The sequence below is a fragment of the Ferrovibrio terrae genome (assembly GCF_943371255.1).
GTDB classification, from domain to species: domain Bacteria; phylum Pseudomonadota; class Alphaproteobacteria; order Ferrovibrionales; family Ferrovibrionaceae; genus Ferrovibrio; species Ferrovibrio terrae_B.
In genome coordinates this window covers 1-16,898 of sequence record NZ_CALRUC010000057.1, presented here as the reverse complement: position 1 = coordinate 16,898, position 16,898 = coordinate 1, and the positions used below count along the sequence as shown (strand labels likewise).

Annotated in this window: 17 protein-coding genes; 14 read left to right on the top strand and 3 right to left on the bottom strand. The window is 66.6% G+C overall.

What is annotated here, in order from left to right; genetic code table 11:
- Nucleotides 1-12 precede the first annotated feature (12 nt).
- The 5 genes from argH to AAG799_RS13150 are packed head-to-tail and all read left to right on the top strand — an operon-like array spanning nt 13 to nt 5,875.
- Entirely contained in the window at nt 13-1,464 is a 1,452-nt protein-coding gene (argH, locus tag AAG799_RS13170) for an argininosuccinate lyase (RefSeq protein WP_341896593.1), read from the top strand.
- Nucleotides 1,464-1,613: a hypothetical protein gene (locus AAG799_RS13165; RefSeq protein WP_341896591.1), complete on the top strand. Its 150-nt coding sequence runs from the start codon at nt 1,464-1,466 to the stop codon at nt 1,611-1,613. The genes argH and AAG799_RS13165 overlap by 1 nt, the downstream gene beginning before the upstream one ends.
- 10 nt (nt 1,614-1,623) lie before the next feature.
- Complete coding sequence (lysA, locus tag AAG799_RS13160; protein ID WP_341896589.1) at nt 1,624-2,916, top strand: diaminopimelate decarboxylase; 1,293 nt, start codon at nt 1,624-1,626, stop codon at nt 2,914-2,916.
- Nucleotides 2,892-5,426: a TIGR02302 family protein gene (locus AAG799_RS13155; RefSeq protein WP_341896587.1), complete on the top strand. Its 2,535-nt coding sequence runs from the start codon at nt 2,892-2,894 to the stop codon at nt 5,424-5,426. Before lysA ends, AAG799_RS13155 begins: the two co-directional genes overlap by 25 nt.
- Before the next feature lie 53 nt (nt 5,427-5,479).
- A complete protein-coding gene (locus tag AAG799_RS13150; RefSeq protein WP_341896586.1) occupies nt 5,480-5,875 on the top strand; it encodes a VOC family protein in 396 nt (131 codons plus the stop codon).
- A gap of 103 nt (nt 5,876-5,978) precedes the next feature.
- Here AAG799_RS13150 and AAG799_RS13145 read toward each other — a convergent pair whose 3' ends face one another.
- Together AAG799_RS13145 and AAG799_RS13140 are read right to left on the bottom strand one after the other, a co-directional pair.
- Nucleotides 5,979-6,356 (bottom strand): response regulator, encoded by a 378-nt coding sequence (locus AAG799_RS13145; RefSeq protein WP_341896584.1) that lies wholly within the window; start codon nt 6,354-6,356, stop codon nt 5,979-5,981.
- Between the two features lie 185 nt (nt 6,357-6,541).
- Nucleotides 6,542-7,498 carry a zinc-ribbon domain-containing protein gene (locus AAG799_RS13140; protein WP_341896582.1) on the bottom strand — a complete coding sequence of 319 codons (957 nt, stop codon included), beginning with the start codon at nt 7,496-7,498 and terminating at the stop codon, nt 6,542-6,544.
- A gap of 140 nt (nt 7,499-7,638) precedes the next feature.
- Between AAG799_RS13140 and ftsE the strand changes: the two genes are divergently transcribed.
- The 9 genes from ftsE (at nt 7,639) to AAG799_RS13095 (ending at nt 16,638) form a co-directional block, all read left to right on the top strand.
- Nucleotides 7,639-8,319, top strand: a complete 681-nt coding sequence (ftsE, locus tag AAG799_RS13135) for a cell division ATP-binding protein FtsE (protein ID WP_341896580.1) — start codon at nt 7,639-7,641, stop codon at nt 8,317-8,319.
- A complete protein-coding gene (locus AAG799_RS13130) occupies nt 8,316-9,209 on the top strand; it encodes an FtsX-like permease family protein (RefSeq protein WP_341896578.1) in 894 nt (297 codons plus the stop codon). Before ftsE ends, AAG799_RS13130 begins: the two co-directional genes overlap by 4 nt.
- 9 nt (nt 9,210-9,218) lie before the next feature.
- Nucleotides 9,219-9,809 (top strand): HAD-IIIA family hydrolase, encoded by a 591-nt coding sequence (locus AAG799_RS13125; protein ID WP_341896576.1) that lies wholly within the window; start codon nt 9,219-9,221, stop codon nt 9,807-9,809.
- Nucleotides 9,809-10,546, top strand: a complete 738-nt coding sequence (locus tag AAG799_RS13120; protein ID WP_341896574.1) for a YdcF family protein — start codon at nt 9,809-9,811, stop codon at nt 10,544-10,546. The genes AAG799_RS13125 and AAG799_RS13120 overlap by 1 nt, the downstream gene beginning before the upstream one ends.
- A complete protein-coding gene (locus tag AAG799_RS13115) occupies nt 10,543-11,268 on the top strand; it encodes a lysophospholipid acyltransferase family protein (protein ID WP_341896572.1) in 726 nt (241 codons plus the stop codon). The genes AAG799_RS13120 and AAG799_RS13115 overlap by 4 nt, the downstream gene beginning before the upstream one ends.
- A complete protein-coding gene (locus tag AAG799_RS13110) occupies nt 11,265-11,768 on the top strand; it encodes a hypothetical protein (protein WP_341896570.1) in 504 nt (167 codons plus the stop codon). Before AAG799_RS13115 ends, AAG799_RS13110 begins: the two co-directional genes overlap by 4 nt.
- A 255-nt stretch (nt 11,769-12,023) precedes the next feature.
- Nucleotides 12,024-14,372, top strand: coding sequence for an adenosylcobalamin-dependent ribonucleoside-diphosphate reductase (locus AAG799_RS13105; protein WP_341896568.1), 2,349 nt, complete (start codon nt 12,024-12,026; stop codon nt 14,370-14,372).
- A gap of 52 nt (nt 14,373-14,424) precedes the next feature.
- Nucleotides 14,425-15,078, top strand: a complete 654-nt coding sequence (locus tag AAG799_RS13100) for an HAD-IA family hydrolase (protein WP_341896565.1) — start codon at nt 14,425-14,427, stop codon at nt 15,076-15,078.
- Between the two features lie 3 nt (nt 15,079-15,081).
- Nucleotides 15,082-16,638: a class I adenylate-forming enzyme family protein gene (locus AAG799_RS13095; RefSeq protein ID WP_341896563.1), complete on the top strand. Its 1,557-nt coding sequence runs from the start codon at nt 15,082-15,084 to the stop codon at nt 16,636-16,638.
- Nucleotides 16,639-16,741: 103 nt separating this feature from the next.
- On the opposite strand, the gene AAG799_RS13090 is transcribed toward AAG799_RS13095, so the two are convergent.
- Nucleotides 16,742-16,885 (bottom strand): hypothetical protein, encoded by a 144-nt coding sequence (locus AAG799_RS13090; RefSeq protein ID WP_341896616.1) that lies wholly within the window; start codon nt 16,883-16,885, stop codon nt 16,742-16,744.
- Nucleotides 16,886-16,898 lie beyond the last annotated feature (13 nt).

Here is a 16,898-nt window from a genome sequence, read left to right as displayed (position 1 = left end):
TTCATCCCGATCATGGCCGCACGCAAAACACCACATAAGAGCAAGACGCCCGGTAAACAAGCCAACAGCATGTGGGGCGGGCGCTTTGCCGCAGGCCCGGCGGCGATCATGACCGAGATCAATGCCTCGATCCGCTTCGACCGCCGGCTGTACCGCCAGGATATCCGCGGCTCGATGGCGCATTGCCGCATGCTGGTGCGACAGGGTCTCATTTCCGCCGCCGAGGGCAAGACAATCCTGCGCGGGCTGGAGACAATTCTGCGTGAAATCGAGGCCGGCAAGTTCAAGATCGACCTGGCGCTGGAAGACATCCACATGCATGTGGAAGCGCGGCTGTCCGACCTGATCGGCAAACCGGCCGGCCGGCTGCACACCGCGCGCTCGCGCAACGACCAGGTGGCGACCGATTTCCGCCTGTGGGTGCGCGATGCCATCGACCGCATCGATGCCGGGCTGCTGGAGTTGCAGACGACCCTGCTGCGCCGCGCCGAGGAGTATGCCGCAACGGTGATGCCGGGCTTCACCCATCTGCAGGCCGCGCAGCCGGTCACCTTCGGCCATCATATGATGGCCTATGTCGAGATGGTGGGGCGTGACCGTTCGCGCCTGAAAGACGCGCGCGAACGCCTGAACGAAAGCCCGCTGGGTGCGGCGGCGCTGGCCGGCACATCGCTGCCCATCGACCGCGCCAGCACCGCCAAGGAGCTGGGCTTTGCGCGGCCGATGGCGAATTCGCTCGATGCGGTGGCCGACCGCGACTATGCGCTGGAATTCCTGTCTGCTGCCGCGATCTGCGCCGTGCATCTGTCGCGCCTTGCCGAAGAGATCGTGCTGTGGACCAGCGCGCAGTTCCGCTTCGTCACGCTCAGCGATGCCTTCACCACCGGCTCATCGATCATGCCGCAGAAACGCAATCCCGATGCCGCCGAACTGGTGCGCGGCAAGGTGGGGCGCATCGTCGGCAGCCTGAATGCCCTGCTGATCACCATGAAGGGCCTGCCGATGACCTATGGCAAGGACATGCAGGAAGACAAGGAGCCGACCTTCGATGCGGTCGACAGCCTGGAACTCTGCATCGCCGCCACGGCCGGCATGATCGCCGACCTCAAGGCCAATGCGCCGCGCATGCAGGATGCCGCCGGCGAGGGCTACACCACCGCCACCGATCTGGCCGACTGGTGCGTGCGCAAGATCGACATGCCGTTCCGCCAGGCCCATCACGTGGCCGGCAGCCTGGTGCGCATGGCCGAGCTGCAGGGCAAGCCGCTGGAGGCGCTGACGCTGGCTGAAATGCAGAGCGTGGAGAAGCGCATCACCAGGGACATCTTCGCCGTACTGGGCGTGCAGAATTCGGTGAAGAGCCGCATTTCCTACGGCGGCACCGCGCCGGCCAACGTGAAGACGCAGGTGGCGCGCTGGCGCAAGCAGCTTGCGCAAGAGGCCAAAAAGCGGGACAAAGCCTGATGCGCTTCAAGCCCGTCATCCTGCTGCTGATCCTCGCCGCGTCCGGCCTCGCCGCCTGCGGCCGCAAGGACGTGCCGGATTATCCGCCCGATGCCATCGACCGCCCGGGCGTGACACAGCCGCGCCGCGATTCCATCCGCTACTACTGAGATTTCCGTCATGACCGGACTGCCCTGGTTTGCCTATCGCAACGGCGTACTGCATGCCGAAGGCGTGCCGCTGGATCACATCGCCGCCGAGGTCGGCACGCCAGCCTATGTCTACAGCACGGCGGCGCTGACCGACCGCTATACCAGCCTGGCCGAAGCCTTTGCCGGCCTGCCGGTGCTGATCGCCTATGCGATGAAGGCCAATGCCAACCTGGCCGTGCTGCGGCATTTCGGCTCGCTGGGCGCCGGCGCCGATGTGGTGTCGGCCGGCGAGCTGCAGCTGGCGATGAAGGCCGGCATCGCGCCGGGCAAGATCATTTTCGCCGGCGTGGGCAAGACCAAAGCCGAGATGGCGCTGGCGCTGAAGGCCGGCAACACCGGCATCGCGCAGTTCAATGTCGAATCGGAACCTGAGCTGCAGGCGCTGTCGGATGTCGCCAGCGGCATGGGCGTGAAGGCGCCGGTGGCGATCCGCATCAATCCCGATGTCGATGCCAAGACGCATAAGAAGATCACCACCGGCAAGGCCGAGAACAAGTTCGGCATTTCCTATCGCCGCGCCCGCGAGGTCTATGCCATGGCAGCCAAACTGCCCGGCATTGCCATCACCGGCGTGCATGTGCATATCGGCAGCCAGCTGACCGACCTGACGCCCTATGAGGATACCTTCATCCGCGTCGCCGAACTGGTGGCAGAGCTGCGCGCCGATGGCCATGACATCCGCCGCATCGACCTGGGCGGCGGCATCGGCATCACCTATGACGACGAGACACCGCCGGATCCCGCCGCCTATGCCGCGCTGGTGCGCAAATACATTGCCCCGCTGGGCTGCGAGATCGCGCTGGAACCGGGCCGCTATCTGGTCGGCAATGCCGGCCTGCTGCTGACCGGTGTGACCTTTGTGAAACCGGCCGAGGGCAAGACCTTCCTGATCCTCGATGCCGGCATGAACGACCTGATCCGGCCGGCGATGTATGAGGCGTTTCACCGCATCGTGCCCGTAAAAGCGCCAAATCCCGACGCGGAAATGGTGCCGGTGGATATCGTCGGCCCGGTCTGCGAGAGCGGCGACACCTTTGCCGAGGACCGGCCGATGCCGCCGGTCGATGACGGAGATTTGCTCGCCATCCTGTCGGCGGGTGCGTATAGTTCCTCCATGGCCTCCACCTACAATGCCCGGCCGTTGGCCCCGGAGGTTCTGGTGCATGGCGACAGGTTTGCCATTGTTCGGCGTCGCCCTAGCATCGATGAGATGACGGCCCTGGAGATCCAGCCGGTATGGCGCAGCGAGGCGAAGGCGTAAATTCCACCCAGACTGCAGCGGCGCAGGCCAGCCTGGCGCCGGGTCTGGCTCCTGTGCTGGAACGTCGCCTTGCCTTTGCCCGTGGCGCCCTGTTCTGGGAGCGCTTCTGGCCCGCCCTGATGCCGGCCGGCGCCGTGATCGCCGTTTTCTTCATTCTCGCCGGTTTCGATGTCTGGCGCTTCGTGCCGGTCTGGCTGCACTGGCTGGCGCTCATCGGCTTTGCCGCCGCGCTGGGCGTCACGCTGTGGCGCGAGCTGCGCCTGATGGGCTGGCCCAGCCGGGCCGATGCCATGCGCCGGCTCGAACGCGTCAACCTGCTGCAGCATCGTCCGCTGGAAGCCGCCGCCGACAGCCTCGCCGCCGAACAGCAGGATCCGATCGCCCGCGCGCTGTGGGCGCTGCATCGCCGCCGCGCGCTGGAACAGCTCGCCACCGTCAAGGTCGGCACGCCGGAAGCCGGCTGGTGGCGCAGGGACGTCTGGGGCTTCCGCGCTGCCCTCGGCCTGCTGCTGATCGTCGCCTGGGCCAGCCCGGGCGAGGACCGCCAGCAGCGCCTGGCCGATACCCTCAATCCCGGCACCGCGCTGGCGCCCGGCGCCCTGCTGGCCGTGGAAGCCTGGATCACCCCGCCGCCCTATACCGGCAAGGCGCCGCTGTTCCTGACCCGCGACGGCAAGCCGGTGCCGGTTGCCGTGCAGCCGAACCAGATCGGCACGGCGCAGCTGAACGTGCCGACCGGCAGCCTGCTCAAGCTGCGGCTGGCCGCGCCACCGGCCGGCTTCACCCTGAAACTGGGCAAGAGCGAACAGCCGCTGAATGCGATTGATGAGCGCAATGGTGAGATCGATCTTGCCATCGACCTGACGCAGGGTGCCACCCCGGTGCTCAGCCTGATGCGGCGCGACAAGATGTTTGCCGAATGGCCGTTGCGCGTGGTGCCCGACCTGCCGCCGCAGATCAGCATCTCCGAAGAGCCCAAGACCGGTAAACGCGCCGAGCTTGAGATCGCCTTCAACGGCGACGACGATTACGGCATCCAGCAGGTGCGCATCGAGATGACGCGCGACGGCGCCGAGCAGCCGGTATCGGTCGACTGGCCGACGCCGCCGGCCGGCGCCGGTGCGGTGAGCGACAAGCAGAGTTTCGATCTCACCGCGCATCCCTGGGCCGGCCTGCAGGTGGCGATGACGCTGGTGGCCGTCGATGCACTGGGCCAGACCGGGCGCAGCGATCCGGTCACCGTCACCCTGCCGGCACGTCGCTTCACCCATCCCGTTGCCAAGGCGATTGTCGAGCAGCGCCGCGAGCTGGCGCTGAAGCCGGCGCAATACCAGCGCGTGGTGACGGCTTTACGCGGCTTAAGCCTGGCGCCGGAACGCTATCGCGAGGATTACACCGCGCATCTGGGCCTGCGCATGTCGGCCGCGCGCCTCAACCTCAACCGCGCCGCGCCCTCGATCGCTGCCGTGCAGGACCTGATGTGGCAGACCGCGCTGCATATCGAGGAGGGCCGCAAGAGCCAGGCCGACAAGGATTTCCAGGCGCTGATGGACAAGCTGCAGGATGCCATCGACCGCAATGCGGATGATGCGGAAATCCAGAAGCTGATGCAGGAGATGCGCGAGGCGATGAATCGCATGCTCGAGCAGATGATGCAGGATGCGATGGAGCGCATGGCGCGCGGCGAGGAGCCCGAGGAACTGGGCGAAGACGAAGAGGCCATGAGCGGCGAAGACATGCAGGACATGATGGACCGCGCACAGGACATGGCCCAGATGGGCGACCGCGACGCGGCGAAAGAGATGCTGCAGCAGATGCAGCGCATGATGGAAGCGATGAAGAACGGCAAGCTGGCCCGCATGCCCGAGGGACGCCAGCGCCAGCAGGGCCAGCGCGGGCAGCGCGGCCAGGGCCAGAACGGCCAGATGATGCAGGAATTCGGCGAGATGCTGCGCCAGCAGCAGCAACTGCTCGACCGCAGCTTCCGCCGCAGCCAGCAGTATGGCCGCGGCGACGGCCAGCAGCGCGGCGAGAACGAGGCCGATGCGCGCCAGCAGGAAGAGCTGCGCCGCAAGCTGGGCGAGATGATGAACCGACTGGGCGAACGCGGCATGCCGCTGCCCGACCAGCTGGGCAAGGCCGACCGTTCGATGCGCGATGCGCGCGAATCCTTGCGCCGTGGCGAGCCCGGCGAGGCGATGCAGGGCCAGACCGATGCGCTGGACCAGATGCGCCAGGGCCTGAACCAGATGCAGCAGGCCCAGCGCGGCAATCCCGACGGCCAGGCGCCCTCGGCCGATGCGCGGCAGAACCAGCGCAACCCGGTGCGCGATCCGCTGGGCCGCAACACCACCGGCTACGAGAATGCCGGCGAGGCCACCAAGGTGCCGGACATGGCGCCGGTGGAGCGCGCGCGGCGCATCCTGGAAGAACTGCAGCGCCGCGCCGGCAACCGCGAGCGCGCACCGCAGGAACTGGAATATCTCGACCGTCTGCTGCGGCGGTTCTGAGCATCCACACACTCCCGCCCGCGACCGGCGACCGGCAATGCCAAGCTGATCCCATGATCGACAGCCTCGACCATCTGGTGCTCACCGTGCGCGACATCGATGCCACGGTGCGGTTCTATGAATCCGCCCTGGGCATGGCAGCCGTGCGTTTCACCGCGAAAGACGGCAGCGCACGCGTGGCGCTGGGCTTCGGCCGGCAGAAGATCAACCTGCATCAGGCCGGAAGCGAATTCGAACCCAAGGCGCAAACCGCACTGCCGGGCAGTGCCGATCTGTGCTTCCTGACGGCAAGGCCGGTGGCCGTGGTGGCGACGCATCTGCAGGGACTGGGCATCGCTGTCATCGAAGGGCCGGTGCAGCGCACCGGTGCGACCGGGCCGATCCTGTCGATCTACCTGCGCGATCCCGACGGCAACCTGATCGAGATCAGCAACACTCTTGTGTCATAACTCTACCGTCATCCTCGGGCTTGACCCGAGGATCCACGTCTTCCTTTTTTGAAAACTCGTGGATACCCGGATCAAGTCCGGGCATGACGGTTTTGTCTCTGCTCTAATCCGCCGGCTGGCGCTCGGCCAGCATGTGCTCCACGGCGGCGTTGAGGTCGACCATGCTGAACGGCTTCTGCAGCACCATGCTGGCGAGGCTGCCGATATCGTCGGCGCGGCGGCGCGGCGGCAGGGCATAGCCCGACATCAGCAAGACCGACAGATTGGGATAATCGCGCCCGACTTTCAGCGACAGTTCGACGCCATCCATATTCGGCATCGCCACATCGGTGATCAGCAGGTCGAAGGGCATGCGGGCCAGCTTGACCACCGCCTCGGCGCCGTCGCCGACCACGACAACCTCGTGACCACGAAGCTCGAGTACCCGCCGGATAAATTCGCGGACCGCCACTTCATCTTCTGCGACCAGTATCCGCGCCATTCACCCTCGCCGACGGCTACCGCGACGCGGGCAGTTTTCTGCCCCTCGACAGCCACCTATTCTGGAATCAGCTTTGGTACGGACCGGGCATCCCCATGCACCGGCTGTCACGAATCCTACCCCAACGAATCATGAAAAGGAACGTGCATTATCGACGTTCCGATCAACCGGGGAGTGCGGCCGCTTCAGGGCGCGGCGGACTGGCTGGCGAAGGCGACTTCCAGGTCGGTCACCTCGTCCTTGGGGGCGGGAAGCTGGACATTGAAGCTGAGGCGCTCGCCGGCGGCGATGCTGTTCTGCTCCATCTTGATGGTGAAGGCGCCCAGATCCTGGCCACCGGCGCCGCGCATGGCGATACGGATGCCGGGCAGCACCCGCTCCGTCTCGCTGACATTCAGCACCTCGCCCGATACGGTCACCCGGGTGGTGCCGCTGTCGAGCACGGTGGAGGATTTCAGGTTATGCAGCTCCAGGCCGAGCCACTGCGCCGCCTCGACCGGGATGCCGAGCTGTTCATACAGCTTGGCCAGCGGCGGGTAGAAGGCGACCAGTTCGACCCGCTTTTCGTAGCCGCCGCCGATCATGCCGCCCAGCAGGCTGAACAGCAGCATCCAGCCGAGCCAGGCCCAGGAACGCGGCTTTTTCGGCTTGGACGGCGGGCGCTGGACCCCCGCCTCGGCCAGCCGGGCGCGGCGGCGGTTGAGCGCCTCGTCGGGGTCGTCATCGCCCATGCCGGCCAGCGGCTCGTCCAGCGGCGGGTGCAGCGGCGGGCGGTCGCGCTCGCGGTCCAGCAGTTCGTCATCGTCGAAACCGGTGATTCGCGGCGGGGGCGGTGACAGATCGTCCGGCGCCAGATCGAGCACCGGCGGGGGCGGAGGCGGCGGGGGCTTGCCGCCCGGCGGCGGGGGCGGCACCCATTCTTCTTCAGCGGCCGCAGCGGCCTGGGCCATCTGCTCCAGCACCGAGGGCACCGGCTTGGCGGCAGGCGGTGCGGGCGGCGGCGGCGGGGGTGCGGGTTCGGGCAGCGGTTCCTGCTGCCAGGTGTTCCGGCAGACAGAACAGCGGACCTTGCGCGGAGCGGCGCCGAATGCGGTGGGGTCGACCTGGAAACGGGTCGCGCAGGCTGGGCAGGTGAGGATCATGCCTGAAATCTGCCTGGAGCCAGTCCTTTTGCGTTTCCGGATGCTTTCCCTTATAGGACGGACAGGGCGGTGGAGGCAACCCTACTGCCTCGCAAGATATTGGCGCGCAAGGCGTTAAGAGAATCGGAGGAGACTCGGGCGTGGTGCGGTTCCAGAACGTCGGCATGCGATACGGACCTGGGCCGGAGGTGCTGCGCGACGTCAGTTTCGAGCTGGGCACCGGTTCCTTCCATTTCCTGGCCGGCCCCAGCGGCGCCGGCAAGACCTCCCTGCTCAAGCTGCTGTATCTGGCGCTGCGGCCGAGTCGCGGCCTGATCAGCATGTTCGGCCAGGATGTTTCCACCGCCAGCCGCGCCGCCCTGCCGATGCTGCGGCGCCGGATCGGCGTGGTGTTCCAGGATTTCCGCCTGCTGGATCACCTGAGCGCGCTCGACAATGTGGCGCTGCCGCTGCGCATTGCCGGCGCCGACGAGAAAAAAGCGCGCGAGCATGTCATCGAGCTGCTGACCTGGGTGGGCCTGGGCGACCGGCTGGATGCGCGGCCGGCGACTCTCTCTGGCGGCGAGAAGCAGCGCGTGGCGATTGCGCGCGCCGTCATCGCCAGGCCCAGCCTGCTGCTGGCCGACGAGCCGACCGGCAATGTCGATCCCGACATGGCGCAGCGCCTGATGTATCTGTTCGTCGAGTTGAACAAGCTGGGCACCGCCGTGGTGCTGGCGACGCATGACACGCATCTGCTGGACCAGTTCCGCTTTCCGGTGATGCGCCTGCGCGCCGGCCAGCTGGTGATCGACCGGCCGACCGCGGGGCCCGCCCGATGAGCCGGCCGCGCAAGAAAGCCGCGATCTCCGACCTGCAGCTGGATGCCGATTCGACCGCGCGGTTCCTGCCCTGGGCGCTGGCGGTGATGGTGTTTCTCGCCGCATTGGCGCTGGTCGGCGCGCTGGCGCTGGATGGCACCATCGATGGCTGGCGCCGTGGCGTGTCGGCCAAGCTGACCGTGCAGATCGCCGACCGGCCGGGCCAGCCGATGCAGCCGCGGCTCGATGCCGCCGCCAATCTGCTGCGCGGCGTGCCCGGCATCACCGATGTGCAGATCATGCCGCGCCGCGCGGTGGAAGCGCTGCTGCAGCCCTGGCTGGGCGCCGAGGCGCTGCAGGCCGACCTGCCGCTGCCCGGCCTGATCGATGTGACGCTGGGCGACACGACCGCGCTGTCGATCGATGCCCTTGCCGCACGCCTGCAGAGTGCGGTGCCCGGCGCGCGGCTGGACGATCCCAAGCCATGGCTCGACCGCCTGGTGCAGCTGGGCCGCCTGCTGCAATCGCTCGGCGGCGGCATCGTGCTGCTGGTCGGGCTGGCCGCCGCCGCCATGGTGATCTTCGCCACCCGCGCCGGCCTCGCCGCGCGGCGCGACACCATCGAGCTGCTGCATCTGATCGGCGCCGAGGACGGCTATATCGCCCGCCAGTTCCAGCGCCATGTCGCCCGCCAGGCGATGCGCGGCGGCATCATCGGCGCCGGCCTTGCCGCCATCGTGCTGGTCGCCATCCAGCTGCTGGCCGGCGGTGTCGGCACCGGCCTGCTGCCCGGCCTGAGCATGGTGTGGTGGCACTGGCTGGCCCTGCCGCTGCTGCCCTTCGGTGCCGCCGGCCTCGCCATTGTCACGGCCAGGCTGACAGTGCTCGGCGAATTGCGTTCCATGCTGTAGAAAACCCAGATGCTGATCCTGCTCGACCGTGATGGCGTTCTGAACCGGGACTATCCCGACGACTATGTGAAGTCGCCGGCCGAACTGATCATGCTGCCCGGCGTCGGCGCTGCGGTGGCGAAGCTGAATGCGCGCGGCTGGCCGGTGGCGCTGTGCACCAACCAGGCCTGTGTCGGCAAGGGCATCATCGATACCGCCATGCTGGCCCGCATCCATGACGACATGCGCGAGCGCCTGCTGCGTGAGGGCGGCGGCAAGATCGATGCGATCTTTTTCGCGCCCGATCCGCCCTGGGCGCAGACCGACCGGCGCAAGCCCGGGCCGGGCATGCTGCGCGAGGCGATGGCGCAGTTTCGCAAGACGCCGGCCGAAACCGTGTTCATCGGCGACAGCGTCACCGACCTGCAGGCCGCCACGGCTGCCGGCTGCCGCCGCATCCTGGTGCGCAGCGGCAAGGGCGCGGCCACGCAGGCCAAGGGCCTGCCGGCAGAGATTTTGCCGGTGACCGTGACCGAACATCTGCCCGATGCCGTCGACCGCCTGATCGCCGAAATCTCCCAGTCTGCAAACCCGTCCACCGACCAGCCCCCTGAAGCCTGATGCCGCGTAACGACGACGAGACCGCACCCTCCTTCTTCACCCGCATCTGGCGCTGGCTGGTGCTGCTGGCCGTGCTCGGCCTGCTCTGGCTCGGCGGCTCGATCGCCTATGTCGAGCGCGTCGAGCTGCTGGCGCCGCCCAGCGAGGCGCCCACCGATGCCATCGTGGTGCTGACCGGCGGGGCGGCGCGCATGGGCACGGCGCTGCGGCTGCTGCATGACGGCAAGGCCGAGCGCCTGCTGGTATCGGGCGTGGCGCAGACCACCACCAAGGCCTCGCTGCAGCAGGCCGTGCTGCCGACCATGCCCGATGCGGCGCAGGCGGGCAGCAACTGGCAGGGCATCGACCTGCAATTGCTGTTTGAATGCTGCGTCGATCTCGGCTTCGAGGCCGACGACACGGCGGGCAATGCCGCCGAGACGGTGAGCTGGGCGACGGCGCGCGGCTACAAGACCATCCGGCTGGTGACGGCGAATTACCACATGCCGCGCGCGCTGGTCGAATTCGGCCGCATCCCCGCCGGCATCACCATCGTGCCGCATCCGGTGCGCTCCGATGCCATGCGGGTGGAAGACTGGTGGCAGCGCCGCACCGCCACCGTGTTCCTGCTCGGCGAATACAGCAAATATATCGCAGCCCTGCTGCGCGCCCATCTCGGCAGCCAGCTGGCCGCCACCGTTGCAGAGAAGTCTGGTGCCGAGAAATCCGCCACAGAAAAACAGGAGAGCACGCAGTGATCGGGCTGCGCTCGCTGCTGTTCCAGATCGCTTTCCTGAGCTGGAGCACGCTGGTCGCGCTTTATGCGCTGATCCCGCTGGGCCTGGGCCGGCGCGCGCATATCGTCAGCATCGGCGCCGTGTGGTCGGACGGCATCAACTGGCTGCTGCGCGTGATCTGCGACATCCAGATGCGCATCGAGGGCCAGGAGAACATCCCCGCCGGCCCGGCGATGATCGCCGCCAAGCACCAGTCGCTGTGGGACACCGCCATCGTGCTGCGGTTGTTTCGCGCACCCGCCATCGTGATGAAGCAGGAGCTGCTGAACATCCCGATCTATGGCTCGCTCTGCCTGGCGCAGGGCATGATCGCGGTGGACCGCGACGGCGGCGCCAAGGCGCTGAAACAGATGCTGAAGGATGCGCGCGCCGCCGTGGCCGCGGACCGCAAGATCCTGATCTTTCCGCAGGGCACCCGCACCCTGCCGGGCGAGCATGTGCCGTATCAGCCCGGCGTGGCCGCCCTCTATCGCGACCTGAAAATCCCGGTCGTGCCGGTGGCGCTGAATTCCGGCTTCTTCTGGCCCAAGCGCGGCTTCCTGCGTCGACCCGGCACCATCGTGCTGCGTTTCCTGCCCGCGATTCCGGCCGGGCTGGATCGCGACACGTTTATGAAAGAACTGGAAACCCGCATCGAAAGCGCCAATGCAGCGCTGGAAGCGGAGACGCGGGCGGCGCTGTGAAGACCAGCCCGACATATGCCTTTGCCATCCAGTATGGTCTCGGCGAGCTGCAGTTCGAGATGCAGCTGGCCGAAGCGCTCATCTTCTCCAACATGGCCAACCGGATGATGGCAAGCGCCGGCCTGGATTTTGCCGAATTCCGCCTGCAGATGTGGGACATGCTGGCGAACAGCATCGAGGCCGGCGACCATCTGAAGGGCGGCGCAGAGGCCAATGCCGTGGCGATGGGCACCGCCTGGCTGGCGCTCGCCTCGGCAATGCATCGGGACCACCCCGAGCGCGACTGTTTCGTGCTGAAGATGGGGGCAAGGCCCGGCGATATCGGCGTCGAGATTGCCGCCGACAACCCTTACGCCGAAGCGCATGAAGAGCGCGGCCAGATTTTCGCCGTGGCGAATGTCACGCGCGAGATGTTTGACGAGGATACCCGGCTGTTCCGCAACTGGGCGAGCGGGGTTCAGGCCGAGTTTGCGCAGGCCGCCAACGATCCCGGGGCGTGACCAAGTCCGGGCGATCCACCCCTGTGGAAAACCTGGGATAACTCGCCAAGCCTCTCCTGCGGATCGCGGGGATAACCCTGATTATTCAGGTATTACAAGATATTGATCGCCGCACCCCTGCGGATCAATCTGTAGAAACCTTTCGGGAACATTACACTGGACTCTCGGCCCTCGGGCGATAGAGTCAGCCTGAGATTTTCCCAGCGGCGCCGCTTCTCGTGGGCGCCGCTTTCCGTCTGTCCAAGGTTTTGTCCGATGTCGCCGATTGCACCGATTTCCCAGCAGATCTGGGACATGAAATACCGCTTCAAGGCGGCCGATGGCGCGCCGGTGGACCAGACCATCAATGATACCTGGCAGCGCATCGCCAGCGCACTGGCGCAGGCCGAGACCGATCCGGCCGCCCATGAGCCGGGCTTCTTCGAGGCGCTGCAGGATTTCCGCTTCCTGCCGGCGGGCCGCATCGTTGCCGGCGCCGGCACCGCACGCAAGGTCACGCTGTTCAACTGCTTTGTCATGGGCACCGTGCCCGACGACATGGGCGGCATCTTCGAGCATCTGAAGGAAGCCGCGCTGACGATGCAGCAGGGCGGCGGCATCGGCTATGACTTCTCGACCCTGCGGCCGCGCGGCGCACCGGTGAAGGGCGTCGGCGCCGATGCCTCGGGGCCGCTGTCGTTCATGGATGTGTGGGACGCGATGTGCCGCACCATCATGTCGGCCGGCAGCCGCCGCGGCGCCATGATGGCGACGCTGCGCTGCGACCATCCCGATATCGAGGCCTTCATCGAGGCCAAGCGCGAGGCCAACCGGCTGCGCATGTTCAATCTCTCGGTGCTGGTGACCGATGCCTTCATGGCGGCTGTGAAGCAGAACCTGCCCTGGGAGCTGAAGTTCAACGGCACTGCTTACCGCACCGTGCAGGCGCGCGAGCTGTGGGACAAGATCATGCGGGCGACCTATGCCTTTGCCGAGCCCGGCGTGATCTTCATCGACCGCATCAACACGCGCAACAACCTGCATTACTGCGAGACGATCAGCGCCACCAATCCCTGCGGCGAGCAGCCGCTGCCGCCCTATGGCGCCTGCCTGCTCGGCTCGATCAACCTGGCGCGCCTGGTGCGCAAGCCGTTCGAGGCCGATGCGGCACTCGATCTCGACCTGCTGGACGACCTGACGCGCCGCGCCGTGCGCATGATGGACAACACCATCGATGTCTCGAATTTCCCGCTGCCGCAGCAGGAGGCCGAGGCGCGCAACAAGCGCCGCATTGGCCTTGGCATCACCGGCCTGGCTGACGCCCTGATCATGGTGGGCGCGCGCTATGGCTCGGCGGCGTCGATCACGCTGATCGAGACCTGGATGAAGCGGCTGCAGCGCGCCGCCTATCTCGCCTCGGTCGATCTGGCCCGCGAAAAAGGCGCCTTCCCGCTGTTCGACCGCGACGCCTATCTGGCCGGCGAAAGTATCCGCGAGCTGGACGCCGATGTGCGCGAGGCGATTGCGCAGCATGGCATCCGCAACGCGCTGCTCACCTCGATCGCGCCGACCGGCACCATCTCGCTGTTCGCCGACAATATCTCGTCGGGACTCGAGCCGGTGTTCAGCTTCACCTATATGCGCACCGTGCTGATGCCCGACGGGTCGCGCCGGCAGGAGGAAGTCAGCGACTATGCCTACCGGCTGTATCGCCAGCTGAAGGGCGATAACGCGCCGCTGACCGAGGCCTTTGTCGATGCGCAGGGGCTGGCGCCGGCCGACCATGTGCGCGTGCAGGCCGCCGTGCAGAAGTATATCGACAGCTCGATCTCCAAGACCATCAACGTGCCGGAAGAGATCGATTTCGAGAGCTTCAAGGACATCTACCTGATGGCCTATGAGCAGGGCTGCAAGGGCTGCACCACCTATCGGCCGAACGACATCACCGGCTCGGTGCTGACCATCAAGAAGGACGAGAAGAAAGCCGCGGCGGCCGAGGCCTCGCAGGCCGAGCTGCCGCTGGTGCCGGTGGCCAAGACGGTGCAGACCATCAAGCCGCGCGATCCGCTGGCGGCTGGCGGCGTGATCTACATGACCAAGCCGCTGGACCGCCCCGAGGCGCTGCCCGGCCGCACCTACAAGATCACCTGGCCGGATTCCGAACATGCGATGTACATCACGCTGAACGACATCCTGCAGGATGGCCGGCTGCGGCCGTTTGAGGTGTTCGTCAATTCGAAGAATACCGAGCATTACGCCTGGACCGTGGCGCTGACCCGCATGATCTCGGCGGTGTTCCGTCGCGGCGGCGATGTGTCCTTCGTGGTGGACGAGCTGAAGGCGGTGTTCGATCCGCGCGGCGGCCACTGGATGGGCGGCAGGTATGTGCCCTCGCTGCTGGCCGCCATCGGCGGCGTGATCGAGCAGCACCTGATCGAGATCGGCTTCATGGCCGATCCGGACAACCAGCGCGAGGAACGTGCCGTGCTGGCGCTCGCCGCCAATGCGGAAAGCCCGAAGCCGCTGTCGGGCCTGCGGCAATGCCCGAAATGCGGCCAGCCCGGCCTGATCAAGTCGGAGGGTTGCGACACCTGCACCTCCTGCGGCTATAGTAAGTGCGGATAAGGGGCGGGCCGTGAGCCTGCCCTAAGGGAAACGCACCGCAACGAAAAAGCCGATGAGTGCCGATCAGGCGATCAAAGCTGTTTTATGGGATTTCGGCGGGGTGATCATGACCTCGCCCTTCGATGCCTTCCGCCGCTACGAGGACGAACGCGCCCTGCCGCGCGATTTCCTGCGCCGGGTCAACAGCACCAATCCGCATGGCAATGCCTGGGCGCGGTTCGAGCGCGGCGAGGTGGATGCCGCTGCCTTTGGCGAGCTGTTCCTGGCCGAGAGCACGGCGCTGGGCCATGCCATACACGGCCGTGATGTGCTGGCGCTGATCTCGGGCGAGGTGCGGCCGCGCATGGTGGCGGCGCTGAAAACCGTGAAGACGCGCTATCGCATCGCCTGCCTGACCAACAACATGCCGCATGGCCATGGCCCGGCGATGACCGGCTCGCCCGACCGCGCGAAAGCCGTGGCCGAGGTGATCGCGCTGTTCGAGCTGGTGGTGGAATCGAGCAAGGCCGGTGTGCGCAAGCCCGAACCGGCCTTCTACGAGCGCGCCTGTATGCTACTCGGCATCGCGCCGACGGAGGCCGTGTTCCTCGATGATCTCGGCATCAACCTGAAACCGGCCGCCGCCATGGGCATGCGCACCATCAAGGTGACCGACCCGGACCAGGCATTGCGCGACCTGGGCGCCCTTATCGGTATGGAGCTGTAACCCATGAACCAGATACTCCCGAAGGGGGCCGACGCCCTGCTGGCCGGCGATTTCGCCACGCTGTCCGATCTGGTGCGCGCCCATGCCGCCGAACGGCCGGACCATCCCGCCGTGATCGATGTGGAGGGCACGCTGAGCTACGGCCAGCTGGATGCCCGCGCCGACCGGGTGGCTGCCGCCCTGCAGCGCGACAAGGCCGCGAAGGCCATCAGTATCGTCAGTTCTTCGCGCAACGACTATGTCACCGTTTATCTTGGCGCGCTGCGCGCCGGCCTGGCGGTGGCGCCGCTGGCGCCATCGTCGCTGCCAGAACAGATCGTTGCCATGGCGCAGGATGCCGATGCCCAGCACCTGTTCCTCGATGCCGAGAACGAGCAGGCGCTCCGCGCCGTGCTGGCCGACCTGCCGCCGCAGCGCATCCGGCTGGATACGCCGCAATTCGAGCAGTGGCTGGCGCCCGCAGGCACCAGGCCCGTACTGGTGGAAACCACGCCGGCGATGCCGTTCAACATCATCTATTCCTCGGGCACGACGGGCACGCCGAAGGGCATCGTGCAGTCGCATGGCATGCGCTGGCTGCACATGCAGCGTGCCAATCTCTATGGCTATGACCGCGACGCCGTCACCCTGCTCTCCACGCCGCTGTATTCCAACACCACTCTGGTCAGCCTGTTTCCCACCATGGCCGGCGGCGGCACCGCCGTGCTGATGGCGAAATTCGACGTGGTGAAATACCTCGAGCTGGCGCAGCAGCATCGCGTGACCCACACCATGCTGGTACCGGTGCAATACCGCCGCCTGATGGCGCATCCGGATTTCGACCGCTACGACCTCAGCGCCTTCCGCGCCAAGTTCTGCACCAGCGCGCCGTTTGCCGCCGAGCTGAAGGCCGATATCCTGAAACGCTGGCCCGGCAAGCTGACCGAGTATTACGGCATGACCGAGGGCGGCGGCACCTGCATCCTGGTGGCCGATGAATTCCCCGACAAGCTGCACACCGTCGGCCGCCCGGCCGAGGGCCATGACATCCGCCTGATCGGCGAAGACGGCAAGCCGGTGAAAGCCGGCGAGATCGGCGAGATCGTCGGCCATTCCGGCGCGATCATGACGCATTACCACAAGCAGCCGGGCAAGACCGCGGAAGCCGAGTGGTTCGACGACACCGGCAAGCGCTTCATCCGCACCGGCGATATGGGGCGGTTTGATGCGGACGGCTTCATGCAGCTGATGGACCGCCGAAAGGACATGATCATTTCCGGCGGCTTCAATATCTATCCCAGCGACCTGGAAGCTATCCTCAAGCAGCATGAGGCGGTATTCGATGTCGCCGTGGTGGGCGTGGCCTCCGAGGTCTGGGGCGAAACCCCGGTGGCCTTCGTGGTGCTCAAGCCGGGCAGCACGGCGACGGCCGCGGACCTGCTGGTCTGGGCCAATGGCAAGCTGGGCAAGATGCAGCGCATCTCAGGCATCGAATTCCGCGACGCCTTGCCCCGCAGCGCGATCGGCAAGGTGCTGAAGCGCGAATTAAGGGATGAGTACGGCAAGGCGGCTTCAAACTGAAAAGACGTCATGCTCGGGCTTGTCCCGAGCATCCATCTGCGCGTTCCGTTGCGCGGATGGTGGGTATGGACCCTAGGGACAAGCCCTAGGGTGACGACCTATCTTACGAATGCCCCAGCACCGGATGCGGCTGGTAGGGCTCTTCCAGCGCCTTGATCTCGTCCGCCGTCAGCGTCACCGCCAGCGCGCCGAGCGCGTCTTCCAGCTGGTACATCTTGCTGGCGCCGATGATCGGCGCCGTCACCACCGGCTTTGACAGG

Bases quoted from the DNA above. Each gene is read 5' to 3' on its own strand.
- argH (WP_341896593.1), top strand. From the start codon at position 13: ATGGCCGCACGCAAAACACCACATAAGAGCAAGACGCCCGGTAAACAA.
- AAG799_RS13165 (WP_341896591.1), top strand. From the start codon at position 1,464: ATGCGCTTCAAGCCCGTCATCCTGCTGCTGATCCTCGCCGCGTCCGGC.
- lysA (WP_341896589.1), top strand. From the start codon at position 1,624: ATGACCGGACTGCCCTGGTTTGCCTATCGCAACGGCGTACTGCATGCC.
- AAG799_RS13155 (WP_341896587.1), top strand. From the start codon at position 2,892: ATGGCGCAGCGAGGCGAAGGCGTAAATTCCACCCAGACTGCAGCGGCG.
- AAG799_RS13150 (WP_341896586.1), top strand. From the start codon at position 5,480: ATGATCGACAGCCTCGACCATCTGGTGCTCACCGTGCGCGACATCGAT.
- AAG799_RS13145 (WP_341896584.1), bottom strand. From the start codon at position 6,356: ATGGCGCGGATACTGGTCGCAGAAGATGAAGTGGCGGTCCGCGAATTT.
- AAG799_RS13140 (WP_341896582.1), bottom strand. From the start codon at position 7,498: ATGATCCTCACCTGCCCAGCCTGCGCGACCCGTTTCCAGGTCGACCCC.
- AAG799_RS13130 (WP_341896578.1), top strand. From the start codon at position 8,316: ATGAGCCGGCCGCGCAAGAAAGCCGCGATCTCCGACCTGCAGCTGGAT.
- AAG799_RS13125 (WP_341896576.1), top strand. From the start codon at position 9,219: ATGCTGATCCTGCTCGACCGTGATGGCGTTCTGAACCGGGACTATCCC.
- AAG799_RS13120 (WP_341896574.1), top strand. From the start codon at position 9,809: ATGCCGCGTAACGACGACGAGACCGCACCCTCCTTCTTCACCCGCATC.
- AAG799_RS13105 (WP_341896568.1), top strand. From the start codon at position 12,024: ATGTCGCCGATTGCACCGATTTCCCAGCAGATCTGGGACATGAAATAC.
- AAG799_RS13100 (WP_341896565.1), top strand. From the start codon at position 14,425: ATGAGTGCCGATCAGGCGATCAAAGCTGTTTTATGGGATTTCGGCGGG.
- AAG799_RS13095 (WP_341896563.1), top strand. From the start codon at position 15,082: ATGAACCAGATACTCCCGAAGGGGGCCGACGCCCTGCTGGCCGGCGAT.